Source organism: Dialister hominis (genome assembly GCF_007164725.1).
Lineage (GTDB): Bacteria > Bacillota > Negativicutes > Veillonellales > Dialisteraceae > Dialister > Dialister hominis.
Window position 1 is genome coordinate 622,578 of record NZ_AP019697.1, and the last position, 16,170, is coordinate 638,747.

At 48.8% G+C, this 16,170-nt stretch carries 15 protein-coding genes and 1 pseudogene; 13 read left to right on the forward strand and 3 right to left on the reverse strand.

Features of this window, described 5'->3' with window-relative positions; genetic code table 11:
• The first annotated feature begins 19 nt into the window (after positions 1-19).
• From Dia5BBH33_RS02880 to Dia5BBH33_RS02890, 3 genes are read left to right on the forward strand one after another with little or no spacing between them, the layout of a single operon-like run.
• Positions 20-382: a hypothetical protein gene (locus Dia5BBH33_RS02880; protein ID WP_108850904.1), complete on the forward strand. Its 363-nt coding sequence runs from the start codon at positions 20-22 to the stop codon at positions 380-382.
• Between the two features lie 14 nt (positions 383-396).
• Positions 397-789 carry a hypothetical protein gene (locus Dia5BBH33_RS02885; RefSeq protein ID WP_108849902.1) on the forward strand — a complete coding sequence of 131 codons (393 nt, stop codon included), beginning with the start codon at positions 397-399 and terminating at the stop codon, positions 787-789.
• A 45-nt stretch (positions 790-834) separates the two neighbouring features.
• A complete protein-coding gene (locus tag Dia5BBH33_RS02890; protein WP_108849901.1) occupies positions 835-2,175 on the forward strand; it encodes a zinc ribbon domain-containing protein in 1,341 nt (446 codons plus the stop codon).
• A gap of 66 nt (positions 2,176-2,241) precedes the next feature.
• On the opposite strand, the pseudogene Dia5BBH33_RS02895 reads toward Dia5BBH33_RS02890, so the two are convergent.
• The 3 genes and pseudogenes from Dia5BBH33_RS02895 to Dia5BBH33_RS02905 all read right to left on the reverse strand — a co-directional run bounded on the left by Dia5BBH33_RS02895 (position 2,242) and on the right by Dia5BBH33_RS02905 (position 6,242).
• Positions 2,242-3,365, reverse strand: a pseudogene (locus Dia5BBH33_RS02895) (IS1249 family transposase).
• 288 nt (positions 3,366-3,653) lie between these two features.
• The gene (rpsD, locus tag Dia5BBH33_RS02900; RefSeq protein ID WP_022381750.1) at positions 3,654-4,247 is read right to left on the reverse strand and encodes a 30S ribosomal protein S4; all 594 of its coding nucleotides are present in this window, start codon (positions 4,245-4,247) and stop codon (positions 3,654-3,656) included.
• Positions 4,248-4,394: 147 nt separating this feature from the next.
• Positions 4,395-6,242: an Orn/Lys/Arg family decarboxylase gene (locus Dia5BBH33_RS02905; RefSeq protein ID WP_143332335.1), complete on the reverse strand. Its 1,848-nt coding sequence runs from the start codon at positions 6,240-6,242 to the stop codon at positions 4,395-4,397.
• Between the two features lie 137 nt (positions 6,243-6,379).
• On the opposite strand from Dia5BBH33_RS02905, the gene Dia5BBH33_RS02910 reads away from it, so the two are divergent.
• The 10 genes from Dia5BBH33_RS02910 to Dia5BBH33_RS02955 all read left to right on the forward strand — a co-directional run bounded on the left by Dia5BBH33_RS02910 (position 6,380) and on the right by Dia5BBH33_RS02955 (position 16,107).
• The gene (locus Dia5BBH33_RS02910) at positions 6,380-7,102 is read left to right on the forward strand and encodes a segregation and condensation protein A (RefSeq protein WP_143332336.1); all 723 of its coding nucleotides are present in this window, start codon (positions 6,380-6,382) and stop codon (positions 7,100-7,102) included.
• Positions 7,099-7,632 carry an SMC-Scp complex subunit ScpB gene (scpB, locus tag Dia5BBH33_RS02915; RefSeq protein ID WP_022381753.1) on the forward strand — a complete coding sequence of 178 codons (534 nt, stop codon included), beginning with the start codon at positions 7,099-7,101 and terminating at the stop codon, positions 7,630-7,632. Before Dia5BBH33_RS02910 ends, scpB begins: the two co-directional genes overlap by 4 nt.
• On the forward strand, positions 7,629-8,351 hold the full coding sequence (locus tag Dia5BBH33_RS02920) for a pseudouridine synthase (protein ID WP_143332337.1): 723 nt from the start codon (positions 7,629-7,631) through the stop codon (positions 8,349-8,351). Before scpB ends, Dia5BBH33_RS02920 begins: the two co-directional genes overlap by 4 nt.
• The gene (locus Dia5BBH33_RS02925; protein WP_022381755.1) at positions 8,335-9,594 is read left to right on the forward strand and encodes a BaiN/RdsA family NAD(P)/FAD-dependent oxidoreductase; all 1,260 of its coding nucleotides are present in this window, start codon (positions 8,335-8,337) and stop codon (positions 9,592-9,594) included. The genes Dia5BBH33_RS02920 and Dia5BBH33_RS02925 overlap by 17 nt, the downstream gene beginning before the upstream one ends.
• Positions 9,587-10,264, forward strand: coding sequence for a (d)CMP kinase (gene cmk, locus Dia5BBH33_RS02930; RefSeq protein WP_143332338.1), 678 nt, complete (start codon positions 9,587-9,589; stop codon positions 10,262-10,264). Before Dia5BBH33_RS02925 ends, cmk begins: the two co-directional genes overlap by 8 nt.
• A gap of 15 nt (positions 10,265-10,279) precedes the next feature.
• Positions 10,280-10,888: a lysophospholipid acyltransferase family protein gene (locus Dia5BBH33_RS02935; RefSeq protein WP_143332339.1), complete on the forward strand. Its 609-nt coding sequence runs from the start codon at positions 10,280-10,282 to the stop codon at positions 10,886-10,888.
• Positions 10,889-10,972: 84 nt separating this feature from the next.
• Positions 10,973-12,868 carry a bifunctional 4-hydroxy-3-methylbut-2-enyl diphosphate reductase/30S ribosomal protein S1 gene (locus Dia5BBH33_RS02940; RefSeq protein ID WP_143332340.1) on the forward strand — a complete coding sequence of 632 codons (1,896 nt, stop codon included), beginning with the start codon at positions 10,973-10,975 and terminating at the stop codon, positions 12,866-12,868.
• Between the two features lie 301 nt (positions 12,869-13,169).
• Positions 13,170-14,498 (forward strand): ribosome biogenesis GTPase Der, encoded by a 1,329-nt coding sequence (gene der, locus Dia5BBH33_RS02945; RefSeq protein WP_143332341.1) that lies wholly within the window; start codon positions 13,170-13,172, stop codon positions 14,496-14,498.
• Complete coding sequence (gene plsY / locus Dia5BBH33_RS02950) at positions 14,498-15,082, forward strand: glycerol-3-phosphate 1-O-acyltransferase PlsY (RefSeq protein ID WP_143332342.1); 585 nt, start codon at positions 14,498-14,500, stop codon at positions 15,080-15,082. The genes der and plsY overlap by 1 nt, the downstream gene beginning before the upstream one ends.
• Before the next feature lie 5 nt (positions 15,083-15,087).
• The gene (locus Dia5BBH33_RS02955; protein WP_022381761.1) at positions 15,088-16,107 is read left to right on the forward strand and encodes an NAD(P)H-dependent glycerol-3-phosphate dehydrogenase; all 1,020 of its coding nucleotides are present in this window, start codon (positions 15,088-15,090) and stop codon (positions 16,105-16,107) included.
• The last annotated feature ends 63 nt before the right edge of the window (positions 16,108-16,170 follow it).

Here is a 16,170-nt window from a genome sequence, read left to right on the forward strand (position 1 = left end):
TTCCAGGGAGGGAAATCATATGATTCCATTTTTAGTAGGACTCGGGCTGGTGATTGGCGGGACACTTCTCGTTAAGTACTGGAAGAATATCGTAGACTGGCTGAAGGATTTCATACCGAAGCTTAAAATGGCATGGAAAAGGGTAAGGCCGATGCTGCCATATGCCGCCATTATCGTCGGGGACAAGCTCTGGGAGGCAGGCTCTGCGCTTGTGGCCGTCATGCACAGGCTTTATTACAAGGAAAACGGGGAATGGATCGAGCAGACGACGACGCGGAAGGTCGAAGAAAGTGAAGTGCCTGCCCACATCCGGGACCGCTTGAAGAATGAAGAAACAAATATCACTCACGAGATAGAAGAAGAACTTGAGTTAACTGTGTAAATGGGGGAGTCAAGATGGAATCAGGTACCTTCAATCAGCTTTTCAAAGGATTCGTCAATGAAGTCATTTCACCGTTCTTTCCAAAGACGCTCGAGCAGCTGGCAGAGGGATGCGAGAAGAAAATAGACCGCATCATCCTGAAGGAAGAAGTGGAAAATGATTATGATTTTGCCGGCGGGGAATTTACAATTTCCTATTACAATAAGAATTCTTTCCTTTTGAGCGCGTCGCTTTACTTCAAGGACACCAATGAGGATTGGGTGGAAGTGAAGTCGGAAAGCCAGCCAAGGGATATGAAATATCTTACGGGCGAAGCGGCCGAAGAACTCCGCGCCAAGGGAAAAGCCATATTCAATATCGATGCGCCCAAGTTCAATGCGGACGGAAGCATCGATGTTTCAAAATGACGGGATGCTTTTCAAAAGAATGTCTGGAGCGGAGGCGGAAAAGTCATGTCAGTCGTTTTTGATATTGTCATAGCGTTCGTTGTCCTTGTCATTGCCGTCGTTGTCATCAAGTACGCTCTTATTCTGGGAGCCGCCGTCCTGGCTGTCCTCTGGAACGGAGTCGTCATCCTTTTGAGAAATAGATGGATCACGGCTTTCTTCTTATGGGAGGCGCTGTCGCTGTTTCCGCCGACTGCGCCCTATGTCCTTGGATTTGAAGGAAACTTTGCGCCGTCCCTGAGGGGCATCCTTCCCTGGCAGATCATGATGGCTCTCTGGGGCGGCTTCTGCTTTGCCATCCTTCAGTGGAGCGTCAAAAGAAGGCCGCGGAAACTGATTATCAAGAATCTGAAGAAAATCTTCCGCGAAAAAGGGGCAATCATCGGAGACGGAAGGACAACGCGTTCATTTATTGATGACTATAATGAGTCCGGGCTGATGTTCCTCGATCATTTCTTTATGAATGCATGGGGAAATGAAAATCTGGAGTCCGAATACCTGGCAGAGGGTCTCCAAAGCGGGGAACTGAAGAAAGTTCTGTATCCGGATCCTATTTTCGGCAAAAATGCGGAATGGTATGTTTCCATAAGAAAACTGAAGGAACTCAAAATTCAGGCCGGGGATGATGCTAGGGAGAGGATAGAGGCCCGTCTGGCATCGTTTGGCGTGCTGACGCCTGATTTTTTTGATGAAAGAAACAGAAAATCAAAGGGAAATCTTTTCTATGAGGAAGATTCCCTGGGCTCGCTGATGGATATGCAGAGGGAGAGTTTCCTGAAGGAAAGCTGCGATGAATACATGCGCGCGCATGTAGGAAGCTTTATTGCTGAGACAATGGAGGGATACCAGTACTTTTTTAGCGCTCCGGCGCTTGGAGCCTGCGGAAAAAGATGGCTGGTACAAGATTTCCTTTCCAGAAGCTTTCTTGGGATGGAAATGAGCGAATCTCTCTTCTTGAAGATGGTTCAGGAAATTGAACGGATTGCGCCCTCTATCAATCTTTCGGGGGCCTTTCTGCTTGCAACGAATCCTCTTGAAGGGGCTTTCCTGATCCGGAAAGGAAGGGAAGGGGCCTGTGCCTGCGAGCGGTGCGGAGAGATCTTCATGCATCGTGAACTGCTTGACGGCCATAAGTACTGCAGCACCTGCGCAGCCTATATCAGGAATCATACCTGCAGCCAGTGCGGAAATTACTTCGATTTCGAACTGAACAGGCATGGAAGCCGTATTCTCTGCGATGAATGCCTTGCTATGATTGAGGAGGCAGAAGAAAACGGGACGCCTGTTTTAAGAAAAGTGAAGGCAGAAGATGTACCGCCTGCCATACGGGAAAAACTCGGAGGATAGAAAAACCGCGAGATCTGATCGATTCCGCGGCTTTTTACCGGGTTATAGGACAAAACGTGTTGGTAATTAATCCCAGTCATGGCTGGGATTAAATCCAGAATTATGTAATTCGTCCCACATTATGGCATCACCCCAAGCTGGGATTGAATCTGCCAGTCTTTGTTGTGAGCTTATGCTATTATAGATAGTAGAAATGCTTTTATCGGTCGGCATAACCTTGAGTATTTCTGAGAGTGAAAGCGGTTTCGGTGAGTGCATGTAACACCACCAGAGAACCGCTTTTATTCGTCTTTCAACGAATAATCCACGATGGTTTCTGAGCATCGCTCGAAGCTGTGCATTTACACCGCCCTCTATGAGATTATTTGTCGCCGGATAAGGACTTGGGAATTCATCAGCCTCTTTCAGATAGGTGAAAAGATTCCCGGATTTTATCAGACTAATGAGCGATGTTTTTGCCTTTATGAGGCGTTCGTGGGTGTGTCGCATTACGCCTCTATCGTCCATTGTCATTTCTTTTAGAAATTCCTTATGCTTCATTGTCCAAGATTCAAATCGGCTTACCTATTTTTCTGCTTTTTTAAGAGTTTTTATCTCTAACAAATCCCTGGCAAGCATATACAGCTGGGCACCGGCAAGGGTTCTTGGACGAGTCGTTGTGTAACGTCGTACCTGGCAAAATACATGAAATATGCAGCGCTGCAGTCTGGCATTTGGCCAGACTTTTTTAATGCCTTTTAAAAACCCGGACCACCGTCAGAAACGACTATACGTGGTTCAGCAATACGACTCATCAAGGCTTCCCAGGCAAAAGCACGTTCATATCTACATAAATACCATCCTAATACATGATGCTCATCACAACGGATCAGAATGCAGGCTTTTCTGGCAAGATAAATGCCATCAACATATACAGTTTCCCTCAGTTCTTCAATCTTCGGCGGCATGGCCCAGATATCCCAAAATTTCGCTGTTTTTCTTCGGAAATTACGCCCTTCACCTGTCATATCCTTCTGTGTATCCTTGCTGAATAACCAATCAAGAAACATACTGAAATCCTTCGCATCACGATTAATAGGAAGAGTAAATACATTCCCACATTCTCGGCACTTCCAGCGTTGTGTTCCTGCCCGTGTTTTTCCATATTTGTAGCAGGTAAAACCACAATAACGACATCTAACTTCTTTCATAAAATAACCTCCTAGAAAATAATTCATTTCCTAGGAAAGATAAAATACCATTTTAGCTCGTATTTACAAGGTGTTTGAGACTTTTTACCAACACGTTTTGTCCACCCTTTAAGAATCACTGAAAATCTTAGAATGCCGATGGATCCCGATAAATACGGGTTCCATCGGCATTAAAACCAACACGAAATGTCCTATAAGCCTTTTTACCGGGCACAATAAAAAACCGTGAGTTCCGAATGGAATTCACGGTTTTTCCGACAGATACCAGAGGCTTCTGTATTCGTCTTATTACTTGGAGTACAGTTCGACGATGTTGGTTTCGTTGACTTCGTCTTTGTACGGAAGTTCATCTCTCTGCGGGAATCTGGTCAGAGTAGCTGTCCAGTTGTCGAAGCTCTTTTCGATGTATGGAAGATCGAAGGGCTTCAGTTCCTGGAAGGACTGCTTGAACATTTCGTTAGCTCTGTAAGCTTCGCGGAGGGAGATAACCTGGCCGGCACGTACCGGATAGGACGGGATATCAACTCTCTTGCCGTCAACGTTGATCAGTCCATGGGTTACCATCTGACGAGCCTGACGGATGGAACGTGCAAAGCCTGCACGGTATACAAGGTTGTCCAGTCTTGTTTCCAACAGGAACAGCAGGTTTTCGCCTACGACGCCGGACATTCTCCTTGCTTTATCATAATAGCGGTAGAACTGCTTTTCAAGCAGGTTGTACATCGCTTTAACCTTCTGTTTTTCTGCGAGCTGAACGCCGTATTCAGACTGTTTTTTCTGACGGGTTTCAGCTACCTGCCGTTTTAACGCTTTCGGATGGCCGTAAATGTTTACGCCGAAACGTCTGCTGGTCTTAAAACGGAGATTTCTGTTAGTTGCCATTGTGTGAGTCACCTCTCTAAAAAATTAGCTGCATATTCGAAACAGCTTTTATATTATAATTTGTTTCTGCTTATCTGTCAATGAAATTTCTCTGTATAGAGTGTATTTTCCCTGTTCCTTTCAGTTTAGGGGAAAATCCATGGATATTCATCCCCTGTCTTTGGATAATACCCATACATAAGGCTTTCCATCCTGCTTGTGAAGACCGACGACTTCAGGCATGAAGGAGGGGAATTCCCTGCCGTATTCCTCGAGGAAGAGGAAGTAGGAAAGGATGTCCTTTGTCCATGTTTCTCCGGCCGCCAGAAGGCAGATGCCCGGAGGATAGGGAAGGACGGCTTCAAGAGCAGTTCTTCCTTCGGCCTCTGCAAGCGGGCATTTTTCGCCTTTTCCTGAGAGCCATAATTGATTGGCTTTCCTGCCTGTCATTGGCGCATCCGGGAAATGCTCAGAGGAAAAGAGGGTATTGAGGAGAGAAAAAACATTCTTTTCATGAAGGAAATGGAAGAAGCGGGAAGAAAGGTCCCGGATGTCTTCTTCCGGAAGGGAAGAACATTCCGGAAGGATTTCAGAAACCGGCCTGTTTTCCTCGAAGGCCTTTTCCAGATCGGCCAGGGCAGAAACCAATCTCTTTGCCTTTCCTTCCTTGTCGCCTGGCTCGGCAAGAAAGAGAATTGTGCAGAAATCGGACTTCTCCGGCGTGATGCCTTTGGATTTAAGGTACATAGAAATAAGAGGCGCAGGGATTCCTTCCTTGTATTCCTTCAGGGATCCGCTTGTCAGAAGGATCTTGCAGGGATCGATCATCGAAAGTCCGTCTTCTGCGTGAGAGAATCCATGCCACGCGTAGTCTTTGGAAATAGAGGAGAAAGCAGGATCATTCATGATTTCCTTATCATCTGCTTCTTCCCATTTCCTTCCATGGACGATCGGGGGTAGGAAGGGGCGGATGAAGCGGAGGTTTTTGAGAAGCTTTTTCCTTAAATGGATGGAGAAGCGGAAGGCTTCTTCCCATAGCTCTTTTCCATACTTCCTGTGAATGAGCGCATTCATTTCAAGCCCTGCAAAAAGAGGATAGTAGGGGGAAGTCGATATATTCATGAGGAAAGCACTGTCCAAAATATCATCGGGAAGGCAGCGCTTCTCGCCTTTGATATGACTGTCTTTCTTGTGGATCTGGGACGTCTGGGAAAATCCTGCAAGCTGCTTGTGGACGGACTGCGTGACAAGGATTCCGGGGTCCTCGGGCCCAAGGGGAAACGTCAGGACAGCACTGTCTTTCAAAAGCGGGATGAAATTTTCATATCCTGCCCATGCGCCGTCGAAAAGAATGTAGTCACAGAGCGGGCCCAGCTTTTCCAGTATCATTTTTGCATTGAGGAAAAGCCCGTCGTATGTGGCAAGCTGCAGGCAGGCAAGGCGGAAAGGCCGCTCCTTTTGGGCAAGGGAAGGATCGATGGCTGCCGCCTTTTTCCTGAGGAAATCCGAATCAAGGAAGGCAGGGTCAAGCGTATCTATGACGCCTTCCCCGTTTCTTTCCGATCCCAGGTATACTGCTCTTGCACCTGCCTGGATGAGGGCGCCCTGATACGTGGATTTATGGTTGTTCCTGTCAAAGAGGACGAGATCATTCTCGGAAAGAAGGGCAGAGGCACAGATCCGGTTTGACGTGGATGTCCCTTCCAGGACGAAGCGGCAAAGGTCGCTCTGCCAGGTGCGGGCGGCCATTTCTTCAGCCATTCCGGATACGCCCTCATGGGAGAAAGGATCTCCTATAAGGGAAGAGGAATCGGAGATATCGGCGAGGAATGCATTTTTTCCAAGGCCTTTTGTAAATATATTTCCTTCTTCTGTCATTTCATAAAAAGCGCCGCTGTGATGGCCCGGCGTATCAAAGTCGTCTCTTTCATGCAGGGCATGGGATAGAAGAGACTGCGTGAACGGAGGAAGCTTTTTAAGCTCATTTTCCGTGAGTGTATGTTCTTTATTTTCCATGGTGCCTCCTGTCTAATGGTTTATTATACAATATGAAAAGCTGTTGTGGCGCGGATGTCCGTTTTCTTGTATAATATCTTATTCTTATGTTAATATGTAATGATAAGACGAGATGAAAAATGGGAGGTCCTGACAGGATGGCTGATTCGGTCAATACGGAATATCAAGTGAATATCCCTGTTTTTGAGGGACCGATGGATCTGCTTCTCCATCTGGTTACGAAGAATCGAATTGATATCCATGATATACCGATTCAGAGCATTACCAGCCAGTACCTGGACTACCTCAATGCAGCCAGTGAATTCGACCTGGAGCTTGGGAGCAGTTTCTTTGCCATGGCATCCACACTGCTTCTTATCAAATCCAGAGTGCTCCTTCCAAAGAGAAGGCAGGAGGAAACGGGAGATGAGAGTGAGCAGGAAGATCCCCGCGGGGAACTGGCAAGGTCTCTGGAAACGTTCCAGATGATCAAGGAAGTGAGAAGGCGTATTTCCGAACTCATGGAAGAGGAACGCCCCTACCATGGGAAGGAGCCGGAAGATGTCAGGAACGCTGCGTTTACCGGTAGTATTCCTGTTGCCCGGCTGCAGGCCGCTTTCTTTGCCCTTTATGATGCGATTCATGAAGAGGAGGCACGCTGGGTGCCTCCGGAAGAGGTTTCCCTTGAAGCGGAGATTGAAACGCTGGGAAGCACGCTGAAAAGACAGGGGAAAGTGGAATTTCGTTCTTATTTTGCAAAACAGAAGACAAGGCTGCGGCTGGCTGTGACGCTGATGGCTCTTTTGGAGCTGATGCGCCTTGGCAAAGCCAGACTCAGGGATACCGCTAAAGGTCTTGTCATTGAAGGGGGAATACAATGAGCAGTCTTGACCGTATGGCCGGCCTTTTGGAAGCATTTCTTTTTGCCAAGGGAGATCCCGTCTCCCTGAAGGAAATGGCAGAGGCGCTGGAAGAAGACTCATTGAAAATAGAGGAAGCACTTCATGTGCTTCAGGAAAAATACGACAAGCCTGATTCAGGCATTACGCTCCATCATACGGGAGCGGGCTGGTCACTCACGACGAAGAAGATGTATGACGAATGGCTCTCCTCCCTTCTGGGGAAACAGAGCCCGCTTTCCTCTTCTGCGCTTGAAACGCTGGCTGTCGTAGCATTCAAGGAACCGGTCACCCGCACAGAAATCGAGAAAATCCGCGGAGTTTCTGCAGGAAGAGTCCTGGCAGGACTCCTTGAAAAGGGACTGATCGAAGAACGAGGGCGTCTGGATGTGCCCGGAAGACCTATTTTATACGGCACGACAAAACGGTTCCTGCAGTGTACGGGTCTTAGTGATATCAGCGAACTTCGGACAAGATGGTCCGGGAAGCTGGATGAAGGAGAATTATTTTGAAAGAACGCTTACAGAAAATTTTAGCACGCGCCGGTATTTGCTCCCGCCGCAAGGCAGAAGAGCTGATCGTTTCCGGCAAGGTGCGCGTCAACGGCAAAGTTGTCAAAGAACTCGGGTCGGAAGCCGATCCGTTCTCTGACAGGATCGAGGCGCTTGGCGAGACTGTAAAGCCGGAGAAGAAGCGCTGGTTCCTCTTTTACAAGCCGGACGGCGTCATTACTTCGGTGGCTGATCCGGAAGGAAGAAGGACGGTCATGGATTACTTCAGGAACATCAGGGAAAGAATATTCCCTGTAGGCCGTCTCGATTATCATTCGGAAGGTCTCCTTATCATGACCAATGACGGAGAACTCGACAATATCCTGACGCATCCGAAGCATGAAGTGAAGAAGGTGTACGAAGTCACCGTCAGGGGCAGGTATTCCCCGAAACTGGCGGAAAAAATGTCCAAAGGCGTCCGCATCGATACCGGTGTGACAGCGCCCTGCGAAATCGAAGTCATCGGTTATGACAAGGAAAAGAACAAAACGCAGGTCCGCATGACGCTTCATGAAGGAAAGAACCGCGAAATCAGAAAGATGATGGCAGCTTACCATTATCCGGTATTTGAACTGAAACGTGTCAAGTATGCATTCCTGACGCTGGACGGGCTTTCCAGAGGAAGCTACCGCCGTCTGACGAATGAGGAGGTGCAGAAGTTATATGAGCTCGGGAAATAAGACAATCTGCATCATAGGGGGCGGCGTAGCCGGCCTTCTGGCGGCTGTGACTGCAGCTGACGAGGGAGCTTCTGTCAAGCTCTTTGAGAAAATGTCCAAAGTGGGCCTCAAGATGGGCATCACGGGAAAAGGGCGCTGCAATCTGACAAACAGCGCGCCGATCATGGACTTCATTGCAAAGACACCCGGAAACGGCAAGTTCCTGTACAGCGCTTATGAAAAATTCAATAATGAAGACCTTCTGGACCTGCTTCACGGCTGGGGCCTCAAGACGAAAGTGGAACGCGGCGGAAGAGTATTTCCAGCAAGCGATGATGCGCAGGAAGTCCGTCATCTTTTCATGGACCTTTTAAGAAAGAAGAAGGTAGAGCTCCATCTGGATGAATCTGTCACCCGCATCCTGACAAAGGACGGGGAAGTATCCGGAATCGTGACTGACAAGGGAAGCTATGGCGCCGGTGCCGTTATCCTCTGTACGGGCGGCTCCTCTTATCCGCGCACCGGCTCGACCGGCGACGGCTACCGAATGGCAAGAGAGCTTGGCCACAAGGTCACGGCAATCCGCCCTGCGCTGATTCCTCTTGTCTGCAAGGAATCCTACGGCAAGGAACTTCAGGGACTTTCCCTGAAGAATGTATCCTTTTCCATTGATGCAGGCGGAAGAAGGAAGGCCAGCGAATTCGGCGAGATGCTTTTCACGCATTTCGGCGTAAGCGGCCCGATCGTCCTGATGCTTTCCGACAAGGCATCGCTCTGGCTGTCACAGGGCCATGAGATCAAGGCATCCATCGACCTGAAACCGGCCCTGACGGAAGACGTACTCGACAAGCGAGTCCTTCGCGATCTGGAAACGTACCATCTGAAACAGATGGCAGGCGCTCTCCAGGATCTGATGCCGCACAGGATGATCGACGTCATCCTTTCCCTTGCCGGCATCGAAAGAGACCTTACTGTCAGCGATCTCAAGAAGGCGCAGAGAATTGCGCTTGTCAAAACGATGAAAGCCATGCCGCTCACCGTGACGGGGACGCGTCCGATTTCGGAAGCCATCGTTACGGCAGGGGGCGTTTCCGTCAAGGAAATCAATCCGTCCACGATGGAATCCAAAGTGGTTAAAAAATTATATATGGCGGGCGAAGTGCTTGATGTCCATGCATTTACTGGCGGCTACAATCTGCAGGCTGCTTTCTCCACAGGGCATCTGGCGGCGCTTTCCGCAGTAAGGAGTCTGGAAAATGCGTAAATTATCTATTGCGATCGACGGACCTGCAGGTGCAGGCAAGAGTTCTGTCTCCAAAATTCTGGCAGCAAGGCTCGGGTATGCCTATCTTGATACCGGCGCCATGTACAGGGCTGTCACATACGAAGTCCTCAGCAAAGGGATTTTTGATGAAATGGAAATCGTCCTCATGACCAATAAGATTGATATGGAAGTGAAACCTGACAAGGATGCCATGCTTGTCTTTGTCGATGGGGAAGATGTAACGCCTTTCTTAAGGACAGCTGACGTTTCTGCCCATGTTTCCTGGGTGTCTGCCATGGCAGGCGTCAGAAGAGCCATGGTCAAGATCCAGAGAAAGCAGGCAGAAAAGGGCGGAATTGTCCTTGATGGAAGAGATATAGGAACGACAGTCCTTCCCAATGCCGATGTGAAGATTTTCCTGACGGCTTCTGCTCATACAAGAGCCATCCGCCGCTGCATGGAGCTTGCTGCTGCCGGACAGGATGTAACACCGGAAGGCATTGAGGAAGATATCAAAAAGAGAGATTATCAGGACAGCCACAGAGCTGTTTCTCCTCTCCGCCAGGCCGACGATGCCGTTCTTCTTGATAACGGGGATCTGACACTCGAAGAGACCGCAGATGCCATCATCAGCATCTGCAGGGAAAAATTTCCCGGATTTGATGCGTAAGCAGGCGGTATTCAAATGGGATACAAAATTGTAAGGGCTATACTCGATTTCTTTTTCTTCATCGTATTCCGCCTCCATGTGGAAGGCAGGGAAAACGTGCCGGAAAAAGGCGCCATCATTGTAGCGCCCAATCATAAGAGCTACTGGGATCCGCCGATGATAGGCGTAGCTTTCAAGACGCGTATCGTGCACTTCATGGCCAAGGAAGAACTTTTCAAGAATCCTGTTTTCGGCTGGGTCATCCGCCAGCTCGGTACTTTTCCGGTCCGCCGCGGCGTGACGGACAGGGCTGCCATCCGCCAGGCTGTCAAAGTTTTGAAGGATGGTTATCCGCTTGGCATATTTGCAGAAGGCACCCGTATCAGAAGAGAAGGCCTTGGCAAGTTCCATTCAGGCATGGCTTCTCTGGCTCTGATGACAGGGACGCCCATTCTTCCGGTAGCCATTGTCGGATCCATGCATATGCCGAAATGGAGTGCGCATCCGGCTGTCCTCATCGGGAAACCGATCCCGGTCAAAAAGGAAAAGGCAACAAAAGAAAAAATCGAAGCCCTGAATGAACTGGTCAAAAAAGAAATTCTAACTATGGCCGAAGAATACAAGGCAAGATTCCAGAAACATTAATTTTGGTCATTAACCATATCGAACTTTTTTATACATAACATCGATTTCAATCTATAGCGAAAGCGGGGAATGAAGAAAAAACATATGGAAATTTATAGAGCTGATGTCATGGGATTCTGCTACGGCGTCAAAAGGGCAATGAAAATTGCTGAAAAAGCCGCAAAAGACGGAGTAAAAGCCGTAACGTACGGCCCTATTATCCATAATCCGCAGGTAGTCGGAAGACTAGCCGAAGCAGGCGTTCCTGCGGTTAATGAACTGGATGAAGTCAAAGATGAGATTGTTATAATTCGCTCGCACGGAGTGGGCCCTTCGTGTTATAATACACTTAAGTGCAAAAATCTAGCCCTAATGGACGCAACCTGTCCATACGTCAAACGCAATCAGGAAATCACAAGGCAGCTTGTTGCGGACGGAAAGCAGGTTGTACTCATCGGTGAAAAGAAGCACCCGGAAATGAAAAGCGTGGCTGAATGGGCGGTGGGACATTCTTACATGGTGGAAACGATGGAGGATGTAGACGCACTCCCGCCAATGCAGGAAGCCCACATAGTCATACAGACTACGTTTTCGGTTGCTCTTGCTGACAGGCTGATCACTGCCATCAAACAGAAGGTACCCGTGGTACACGTCAACAAATCCATTTGTGACGCAACGATGCAGAGACAGCAGGCAGCGCGTGAGCTGGCGCGGAAAGTAGATGTGATGATCGTCATAGGCGGGTGCAACAGCGCAAATACCGGACGATTGGCAGAAGTCTGCCGCAGTGAAGGCGCCGTAACGCATCACATTGAAACGGCTGAAGAGCTAAAACCAGAATGGTTCCGCAGTCAGGACAAGATTGGCATCACCGCCGGTGCATCCACACCGGACTGGATCATAGAGGAGGTAGTTGGTATTATGGAAAACATGAAGGAAATGCTGGATCAGGAGGAAATGAACCTGGATGTACACAAAGGCAGCGTAGTTGAGGGTAAGGTTATCGAAGTTCTCGATGACAAAGCTTACATCTCCTTTGGCTACAAGACCGAAGCTGTGCTTCAGGCTCATGAATATTCCTACCCGGCACCGGCATCCCTCAAGGATGTGCTGAAAGTCGGAGATACACTCCGTGTTCAGGTAGTAAGCGGAGTTAAGGAAGACAGCACGATTTATGTGTCTAAGATTAAAGTAGACCGTCTGGCTGACTGGGATGTCGTTGAAGAAGCATTCCAGAAGGGCGAACCTGTTGAATGCGAAGGCATTGAAGCAATTAAAGTCGGACTGCTCGTTCAGATTAAGTCTCTGCGCGGTTTCATTCCGCTGTCCCAGGGGGATCTGCGTTTCGTACATTCCCTGCAGGGTCTTGTTGGACAGAAGTTCCCGGCTAAGATTCTCGAAGTAGACCGCACAAAGAACAGACTGGTTCTTTCCCGCAAAGCTGTACTGGAAGACCAGAAAAATACAGAAATGGACGAAATCGAAGAAGCTTACCAGAACGGCACCGTTCTGCAGGGCACCGTTAAGAAGATCATGCCATACGGCGCATTCATCGGAATCAACGGCGTGGAAGGACTGCTCCACATCTCCGATATTTCCTGGAAGAAGATTGGCAAAGTAGAAGACGTTCTCAAACCAGATCAGGTCATTGATGTCAAGATCAAATCCTTCGATCGTGAAAAACAGAGAATCTCCTTCACACACAAAGACTGCCTCCCGAACCCATGGGAAACCGCTGTACATGATCATCAGATCGATGATGTAGTAGACGCTAAAGTCGTTAAGATCCTTGAATTCGGCGTAATCGTTGAACTCGAAGACGGACTGACCGGCCTGCTCCACATCAACGAAATGACCGATGACCACAACAAGAAACCGGGCGATATCTGCCAGGTAGGCGACGATCTGAAAGTCCGCATCATCAACATTGATGAAGGACGCAGAAGAATCTCCTTCAGCCTCGTAGAAGCTCCCGTTCATGACGCTCCGGAAGAAACTTAATTAAAACTGAAAAAGACCGCCGCCGGCGGTCTTTTTTTGTATGCCACGTGAAAATGGAGAAATCAGGGGATAATCCGCGTATTCTTTATCATTTCCTGCTTTATCGCAGCTTTTCTTTGCTTTATGACTTCTCATAGACGGAAAGGGGCTCTTATGGTAAACTATAAACTTGACATCTATAAGGGCAGGGCATACAATTTTTTATAAGGATAAAAATGGGAAAGTGTTGCTATCCTGAATAGAATTTTACATAAGAAGATTACTGGACCAATGACAGGTCCAAAGGAAAGGACAGGGAATCATGAGTAAACCTCTCGTAGCCATTGTAGGCAGACCGAATGTAGGAAAATCGACACTCATTAATGGTCTGGCGCAGCGGCGCGTTTCCATTGTAGAGGACATCCCCGGCGTAACAAGAGACAGAATTTATTGCGATGTAAAGTGGCTCGACAGAGAGTTCACATTGATCGATACGGGCGGAATTGAATTCAAGGACGAAAGGGACCAGATCTCCAGCGGCATCCGCCAGCAGGCAGAACTGGCCATAGATGAAGCCGACGTTATTCTTTTCGTTGTGGATGCAAGGACAGGAATGACAGCAGACGATGAAACAATCGCAGGACTTCTCAGAAGGACAGGCAAACCGGTTGTTCTCTGCGTCAACAAAGTAGACAGTGAAAACCAGGAAATGGATGTCTATGAATTTTATTCGCTCGGACTCGGGGATCCGGTCGGAATTTCTGCCGTCAACCGTCTGGGCTTCGGCGAACTTCTCGACCGCATCACGGAAGGCTTCCCGGCAAGAACGGAAGAGTCTTCCGAAGACATTATCCGTACTGCCATCGTAGGCCGTCCGAATGTCGGGAAATCCACGCTGATCAATTCGCTTCTCGGATACCAGAGATCCCTTGTAGCTGACGAAATGGGAACGACGCGCGACGCAGTCGATTCCGTATGGAAGTTCAAGGGCAAGACATTCGTGCTGGTCGATACAGCCGGCATGAGAAAGAAGAGCAAGATTGATGAGCCTGTTGAAAAATACAGCGTCATCCGCTCAATCCGCGCTATCGACAACTGCGACGTAGCCATCTTCATTCTGGATGCCGAGGATATGCTGACAGAGCAGGATAAGAAGATCATAGGCTACATCCATGAAGCAGGGAAGGGCCTGATCCTTTTCGTCAATAAATGGGATACCATTGAAAAAGGAAATACAACAAACGTTGAGTTTGAAAAGGAAATCAGAAAAGGACTTCCTTTTGCATCCTATGCGCCGGTTCTTTTCGGATCGGCTCTTACCAAGCAGAGAATCCATCGTCTTGGCGACATGATCTATGCAGTGGCAGAACAGGCAAGCCTTCGTGTTCCGACCGCTGTTCTCAATGACCTTCTCGAAGATGCCAAGATGGTCAATCCGCCGCCGGCACATTCCGGCCGCGTAGCAAAGATTTACTACATGACGCAGGTAGGGATTCGTCCGCCAACGTTTGTCATGTTTGTGAATGACGCCAACCTGATCCACTTCTCCTATGTCCGTTTCATGGAAAACAGGCTGAGAGAAGCGTTCAGCTTTGAAGGGACGCCTATCCGCATTGTTATCAGAAGCAAGAAGGATGGTGGAGACGACTGATGGAATCATTCCGATGGATTGTGCTCTCCTATTTTATCGGCGCAATCCCAAGCGGGTATATCATTGGCAAAGTATTTTACCATGTCGATCTTAAGAAGACGGGAAGCGGCAATATCGGTGCAACGAATGCATATCGCGAGCTTGGCGTTGTTGCCGGCTTTTCCGTATTTATCTGTGACTTTTTGAAAGGATTCATCGCCGTTCATCTGGGGATGCCTGATCCGCTCATCGTTCTGGCATGCGCTATCGCAGCCATCGTAGGGAATGACTGGTCCATTTTCCTGCACTTCAAGAGCGGGAAGGGCGTTGCCTGCGGCGTTGGCGCCTTTGCTTATATTTCAGCTCCGGCTGTCCTTTGTGCCTTTGCCGTGTGGCTTCTTGTCTTCAAGGCAAAGCACATCGTGTCTTTAAGTTCCATCATAGCTGCCCCTGTCGTAGCTCTTGTCCTTCTCATTGAAGGCGCTTCTGCCGAATATGTCATATTCGCAGCTCTGGCAGCCGTGATTGTTATCGGGAAGCACAAAGATAACATCAAAAGGCTCCTGAAAGGGGAAGAAAAGCCGATTATCAGAGAAAAGAGGTAAGTCTTGTGAAAATAGCCATGATAGGTGCTGGCGGCTGGGGTACAGCTATGATGATTTCCCTTGCCGGCCGTCATAAAGACCTTGTCTTGTACTGCAGGAAGCCGGAAACGGCAGAAAAGCTCAATCGCGAGAGGGAAAATAAGGAATACCTGCCCGGAGTTCATCTTCCGGAGGTTATCCGTATTACCAGTGATCTGAAGGAAGCAGTGGAAGGCGCGGGCTGCGTCGTCATCTGCACGCCGTCAAAGGCTGTGGCTGATACGGCAGGCAAAATTGCCAAATGGCTTGAAAAAGATGCAGTCGTCGTTTCTGCATCCAAGGGCCTTGCCGATGATGAAGGCCACCGCCTTTCCGAGGTCATTGCCCAAAAGGTGGCAGGGATTACGGACAGGATTGTTGCTTTGTCCGGACCGAACCACGCCGAAGAAGTCGGCGCCGGCCTTCCATGCGCAACCGTTGCTGCCTCTGAAGTGCCTGAGGCAGTCCAGATCGTCCAGGATCTTTTCATGAGCCCTGTATTCAGGGTGTACAGAAGTGATGATATCCGCGGCGTCGAATACGGCGGAGCTTTGAAGAATATCATGGCTCTTGCCTGCGGCGTGCTTGACGGAATCAAACTGGGCGACAACAGCCGCGCTGCCCTGATGACACGCGGACTTGTTGAAATGACAAGATTCGGTGTCAGATTCGGTGCCAAGATGAATACATTCTTCGGCCTTTCCGGCATGGGAGACCTTGTCGTTACCTGCACGAGCTCGCACAGCCGCAACCATACGGCCGGCGTCATGATGGGCGAGGGAAAGACAGCGAAGGAAATCGTTGAAGGAACGAATATGGTCGTTGAAGGAATGCGTACAGCGCTCCTTGTCCATGAAATTGCCAAAAGAGAACATATTGACATGCCGATCACAGAAGAAGTATGCTGCCTGATCAATGGGGAGCATACAGCAAGAAAGGCATTGGAAGTACTGATGGCAAGAGCCAAGAAAGCAGAGTCTGAAACGTATCCGACGGAATCTCTTTAATCCATACGAATTCATCAGTCTGCCTTGATGTTACCCTTACCGGATGCCGGTAGGGGTAATGCT